The organism is Novosphingobium organovorum (assembly GCF_022832435.1).
In the GTDB taxonomy this organism is placed as follows: domain Bacteria; phylum Pseudomonadota; class Alphaproteobacteria; order Sphingomonadales; family Sphingomonadaceae; genus Novosphingobium; species Novosphingobium organovorum.
In genome coordinates this window covers 1-5,833 of the sequence record NZ_JALHLF010000158.1, presented here as the reverse complement: position 1 = coordinate 5,833, position 5,833 = coordinate 1, and the positions used below count along the sequence as shown (strand labels likewise).

Below are 5,833 nucleotides of genomic sequence, written 5' to 3'. Positions count from 1 at the left end.
CGCTGCTCGCCGTCCCTGTCGGATGGTGGCTCGCGCAGCCGGGCAAGGAAGGTCCGGCCGCGACGCCCCGTATCGCGGTCGAGGAGGCGGTGTTCGAAAGCCCCGTCAACGCCCGGCGCGACGTGCGCCTGCCCGACGGATCGCGCCTCACGCTCGACCGCGACAGCCGCGTGGCGATCGCCTTTTCCCGCGACGTGCGCGGGCTGCGGCTCGAACGCGGGCGCGCTTTCTTCGCGGTTCAGAAAAACAAGGCGCGGCCCTTCGTGGTCAACGCCGGAAGCCTGACCGCCACCGCCGTAGGCACCGCCTTTGCGGTCGGCATGACCGGCGCCGAGCGCAAGGTGACGACGACCGAGGGGCTGGTGCGGGTCGACACCCGCGCCGCCCTCGCCGACGGGTCGCACCGCGCCATGGTCGGCGCAGGGATGAGCCTGCGCCAGAGCGGCAGCCAGGTCACGCTGGCCCCGATCGAGGCCGAACAGGCGACCGCCTGGCGCGAAGGACGGATCGTGTTCTCGCGCCGGTGCCTGGGCAGTGTGGTCGCCGAGATGAACCGCTACGGTGCGCTGCACCTCGCGCTCGAACCGGGCGCGGCGCGAATCGCGGTCAGCGGGGTGTTCGATCTCGACCGCACGCAGAGCCTGACCGACGCGCTCGAGGCGCAGGGGCTGGTGCGGGTCAGCGCCCGCACGGCGGACACCCGCACCCTCGCGCGTGGGGCCAGCGCCGACGATACCGCCTGCCAACCCTGAACCGCGCCAACCCTGAACCGCGCCAGCCCGGCGCGGGAGAGCTCTGCCAGAACCCTCCCGCGCCGCGCAGGCTCAGTCCTTCACCCCGCCGAGCAAGAGGCCGTTGAACAGGAACTTGAAGGTCCCGTAAGACTGCGCGCGCTGCGCGACTTCGGGGGCCATGACCATGAGGTGCCCCTTGCCCACGCGCACGTCGGCGACCGCGATGGTCCCGGCCAGCTTCTCCTGACCGACCGCCCAGCCGCTGCGCAGCGTATCGCGCCCCTCGAACCAGGACACGGTCGAAACGCCCGCCGGGCTCGCCTTTCCGCTGGGAACGAATGTCTGCGCACGGTTGAAGAACACATCGACCGTGTCGGGCAGGCCATAGGCGAGCGGCTGGCGGTTATCGACCCGCGCGCTCAGGATCGAACCCGGAATGAAGAAGGCCTTGGTGTCGAGCGGCTTGAGAGCGCCGTCCTCACGCCGCGCCAGCGCGGGTTCGAGCGGCACGCCGAACAGGTCGACCAGCCGCCCCGAACTGCCGATCGCGACGACCGCGCCGCCCTGTTCGACGAAGCGGCGCACTTGCGGCACGCTCTTGTCGTCGGTGATCGCGCCCAGCTCCTTGCGGTACGGCGCGGGCGTGTCGGCAAGGTCGGGCTGGCTCGGCGCGCGCGATTTGCCCCAGGCCCCGGCCGAAGGCAGCGCGTCGTCAGCGAAGAGCAGCACGTCGTAGTCCTTGGCAAGGTCCCCCGCGTCGATCCGCTTGGCGTAGAGCGTGTCGAAGGGGAATTCGAACTGTTCGAGCAACCAGCGCGTCCAGCCCGCCGAAATGAGCCCGCCGTAGCGATCGACGAGCCCGATGCGCACCGGCTTCAAAGCCATCTGCGCGCCTGCGGGCGCGGCGCCGAGCGCCTGCGCGTTGAGGCCCAACTCGGTAACGGCGCGAGCCACGATCGCTTCGGCCTTGGCGCTCCTGGGAATCCAGATCGCGCCGGGGGCAAGCGTCTTGCCACCCAGGTTCTGCGCGCTTTCGAGCCAGGCGGGATGGAGCCCGGCCTTCAGCAGGCGGTTGGTGAGGATGAAGCTGTTGTTGCTCTCGTGCCCGACGATCCAGCCCGCCTCGCCCGTGCCGGTGATCGCGCCCGCCGGCACGGTCAGTTCGCCCGGTGCAGCGTGAAAGCGCCCGTCGATGCTGTCCAGCACGCGCGCGAAGTCCACGCCCATCTGGTAGGCCAGCGTGTAGCCGGTGATGTCATAGGGGGCCTGCGGCGGACCGCCCGGATATTCGGTGTCGTGCGGGTGGTCCTGCGGCTCGAACATGTCGAGCACGTGCGGGCGGTAGGCCTGCGCGGTGCGCACCACGTAGGACCCGGCCGGATAGCTCTTGCCATCGGCGGTGAAGGGGGCATCGGCCACATCGACGTCGACCCCAGCCCGGATCAGCGCGTTGAGAAAGGCGACCGCGGTCGGCATGTCGGCTTGCCCTGCGGGGATCACGTAGGCCTTGGGATCGCGTTCGGCGGGAACTTCGACCAGGCTCTTGAAGAGCGCAGGATCGACCTTCTTTGGCCCTTCGGCGCGCGGGCGGTTGTATTCGTCCGTGCCCTTGGCGCCGAGCGGCGGGGCATCGACCAGCCGGTCGACCTTGGAAGGGGTCACGGTCCAACTGTCGGTTTCCCCCCTGGCGATGCTGTTCGCGCCCATGCGCCAGATGTTGAACAGCAGCCGCTCGCGGTTGCGCGAGGCGTAGTCGATCACCGCACGGTTGAGCGTCCACTGGTAGTCGAGCGAATCCTGCAAGTGCCACGCGCGCGGCTTGATCGGCATCATCTCGTCGCCGCGCGGCAGCTGGGTTTCGGGCACCAGCGGCACTTCGGTAGGCGTCGGGCCGCCGATGATCTCGGTCAGCAGGCCGATGGCGTTGTGGAAGTAGGAGACCGAGCGCTCCATGCCGTTGTGCCAAGTCGAATAGCGCGCCGCGCTGCGCGTGCCCGAACCCGGCTTGCCTTCGGCGATGAGGCGGGTGTGCATGGCAAAGCCCACTTCGTTAAGCTCGGCCATGACGATGGGGTCGTAGTTGAAGTTGAACGGGTCGCGGAACGGCGGCACGAAGACCACCATGCCCGCCGGCCCCGTCTGATGCTGGTTATAGATGATCTGCGGATACCACTGGCGGAACAGCGCGGCGTTGACGTTGCGCGTTTCCTTCATCGCGCTCATGAAGCTGTCGCGGTTGTTGTCGTGCCCGACATAGGACTGGTAGAGTTCGGGCAGCGTCGAAAACTCGCGCTTCTTGGGATCGTCATGGCGCATGTACCAGTTGGCGACCATCTCCATCCCGTCGGGATTGTCGTGCGCGAAGAGGATGATGCAATCGTCCAGCTCGCGCAGGGTTTCGGGATCGTTCTGGCTGAGCAGCTTGTAGAGGACCTGGATCTGGCCTTGCGCGGTGACCGTTTCGGTCGCGTGCATGCCCGCATCGATCCACACCATGGCCTTGCCCGTGGCGGCGAGCTTGCGCGCCTCCTCCTCGCTCACCCCCCTGGCCTTGGCGAGCCGGGCGGCGATCTTGCGGTATTCCTCGAGCCGGGCGAGGTTGGCCGGCGAGGACACCACCGCGACCCACTGCGTGCGCCCCTGCGACGTCTTGCCGATGTCCACCAGACGGATGCGGTCGGACTGGCTGGCGAGCCGCTTCAGATAGGCTTCGTACTGGGTATAGTTGGCAAGATAATAGTCGGTCCCCGGCGCCTCGGGGAAGAACTGCGCCGGGCTGGTGACGGCCGATGCGGGCGCGGCGGTGGGCGCGTCGGTAGGCGCGTCCTGCGCCAGCGCACAGACGGGCTGGAGGACAAGCGCGGCGGAAGCGAGAAGCAGGGCGTTTTTCATCGAAAAGGTCCGTATTCTGTAAAACAAGGACGGGGGTGGCTACAGGGAGGCCACCCCCGTTTGCGCGGGTCCAGGATCACGGGGGACCCGCGCGAATTGGCTGGGATCGCGCGCGCGATCAGTAGAAACGCAAGTTGTCGACCAGCATCCAGAGCCGCTCGCCCGGCTGGCGCGAGCCGCCCAGTTCGACCTGGGTGATGCCATCGCCGGTAAAGGCCGCGCCCGGCTTCTTGCCCCGCGCCACCGGCGTGAAAGCGCTGAACGGCAGCTCGACCGTGCCCCAGCCCGGCTGGCGGGAGATGCTGGCTTCCCATACCCCGTCAAGCCCGTTCAGGCGCACGGTGTAGTCGCCCTCACCCGAAACCTCGAAGCGCAGGCCCGTGTAGCCCGCGAGCTTGACCGGGGTCACCGAACCGCGCGTCAGCGGTACGGCAAAGCCCGCGTAGGCGTTGTCCTTCTGCGCCATGCGCGCGGAGAGGCTGAGCGCCTTGCGGCCCACACCCCCTTCGGTGCGCGGCACGACCTGGGTGATCTCCACCGTGCGGTCCATCCCGCCATCGCCGGTCTCGAGCCGCAGCGTGTCGAGCGAGGAGCGGCGATCGCTGCGTTCGAAATCGTCGATCAGCGCGGGCACGGTGACCGAAGGCAGGCGGTCGGTGAGGTTCGCGGCGGGCAGCGGCGGCGCGCCCTCCCCGCTCACCAGCTTGCCGTCGATGTAGACGCGGTAGAGCTTGTGAATGTCGCCGATGTCCTGCCAGGGCTTGCCCGAAAACAGCACGAGGTCGGCGCGCTTGCCCACCGCGATGGTGCCGCGATCCTTGGCCACGCGCAGGATCTGAGCGCTCGTGCGGGTCCCTGCGACCAGCGCCTGCGACGGCGTGAGCCCGGCCTTCACCAGCAGTTCCAGCTCGTGCAGGGTCGAAGCGCCGTGCGGCGTTCCGGGCATCCCGGCATCGGTGCCCAGCGCGATCGGCACGCCCGCATCGAACAGCACCTTCACGTTGTAGAGCGCGTTGGCGAACTTGCGCACCGACTGCTGCAGGCGCGGATCGTCGGTCTGCCCGATGGGCCCGCGCTTGTAGGGATCGTAGACCGCGAGCGTGGGTGCCATGGCCATGCCGCTGGCCTTGATCTCGGCCACTTCCGCGCTCGTCAGCTTGCGATCCTGCAACCCGTGGGCAAGCGAATCGACACCCGCGCGCGCAGCCACCAGCCCGCGATCGACGGTCACGGTATGGGTCAGCACCGGCCAGTCATGCTCGTGCGCGGCCTTGGCCAGCGCGCCGAGCGTCCATTCGTCCATGCTGGTGTTGTCGGGCGAGTTACCGTAGCGCCAGCCGTCCGAAAACGCCTTGATGAGATCGGGCTGATAGGGCTCCAGGCTCTTGATCGCGGCGCGCGCGGCTTCGGGGGTGTTGATCCAGATCGTGGTCGCCTGGTCGGCCCAGTCGGCGCCGTGGCCGCCCGGCGTCGAGATGCGCGCGGCGAAGGCCACGTGCGGGCTCGCCAGCGTCTTGAGCCAGGCGCGGCGGGGCGCGTAGGATTCGGGCTGTTCGTGAAAGTCGGTCACCGTCGTCACCCCCGCCTCGACATAGGCGGTGGCGATCTGCGGCGCGGTGGCGGGCGACCCGCTCGGCGTCCAGTGGGTGTGGACGTCGAACAGGCCGGGCAGCAGCGCCTTGCCCTCGGCCTTTACCACGCGCGCACCGCGCGGGATCGCCGCGTTGGGGCCGACCGCAACGATCCGCCCGTTGGAGATCACCACCGTTTCGATCACCGGTGCCGCGCCCGTCCCGTCGAACACGCTCGCGCCCACGATGGCAAAGGTGTCGGCGGGCGCGGGCTTGGCGTCGAGCGCGCCCGCCAGCAGGATGACCGCGGGCGCCGCCAGCGTCACCAGGGTCAGTGAGCGTTTCGCCAGCGTGCGTCTGGAATAAGTAAGCATGTCCGCGGTAATCCCCTGTCTGTTCGAAAGTCGTGGTCGGTTGGCTGTTCAGTCGATCCGGTCGGCGGGTACGAGCCCGCAGAACCAGCATTCCTCGCTGCTGCCGATCGGCGCGCCGGGCGGCACGGGCACGGCGGGCGAAAGACCTGCGGGCACCGGCGCGGTCGGCAGGACGCCCCCGCCCTTGGCCGCAGCGGTCAGGAGATCGGCGAGATAGCGGCACTGCGCCGCCGCATCCCCCTTGCAGCGCGCCAGCCCGGCG

4 protein-coding genes are annotated in these 5,833 nt (G+C 69.0%); 1 reads left to right on the top strand and 3 read right to left on the bottom strand.

The genetic code is table 11. The features are described 5' to 3' along the window. Nucleotides 1–752 (top strand): FecR family protein (locus MTR62_RS19465; protein ID WP_244024069.1); only part of this gene is annotated, 752 nt, incomplete at its 5' end. A 72-nt stretch (nucleotides 753–824) separates the two neighbouring features. Here MTR62_RS19465 and MTR62_RS19460 read toward each other — a convergent pair. From MTR62_RS19460 to MTR62_RS19450, 3 genes are all read right to left on the bottom strand, one after another. Then, on the bottom strand, nucleotides 825–3,626 hold the full coding sequence (locus tag MTR62_RS19460; protein ID WP_244024067.1) for a M14 family metallopeptidase: 2,802 nt from the start codon (nucleotides 3,624–3,626) through the stop codon (nucleotides 825–827). A 118-nt stretch (nucleotides 3,627–3,744) separates the two neighbouring features. Further along, on the bottom strand, nucleotides 3,745–5,571 hold the full coding sequence (locus tag MTR62_RS19455) for a CIA30 family protein (protein ID WP_244024065.1): 1,827 nt from the start codon (nucleotides 5,569–5,571) through the stop codon (nucleotides 3,745–3,747). 48 nt (nucleotides 5,572–5,619) lie between these two features. Beyond that, a partial coding sequence (locus MTR62_RS19450; protein WP_244024063.1) for a hypothetical protein occupies nucleotides 5,620–5,833 on the bottom strand: 214 nt, incomplete at its 5' end.

Bases quoted from the DNA above. Each gene is read 5' to 3' on its own strand.
- MTR62_RS19460 (WP_244024067.1), bottom strand. From the start codon at position 3,626: ATGAAAAACGCCCTGCTTCTCGCTTCCGCCGCGCTTGTCCTCCAGCCC.
- MTR62_RS19455 (WP_244024065.1), bottom strand. From the start codon at position 5,571: ATGCTTACTTATTCCAGACGCACGCTGGCGAAACGCTCACTGACCCTG.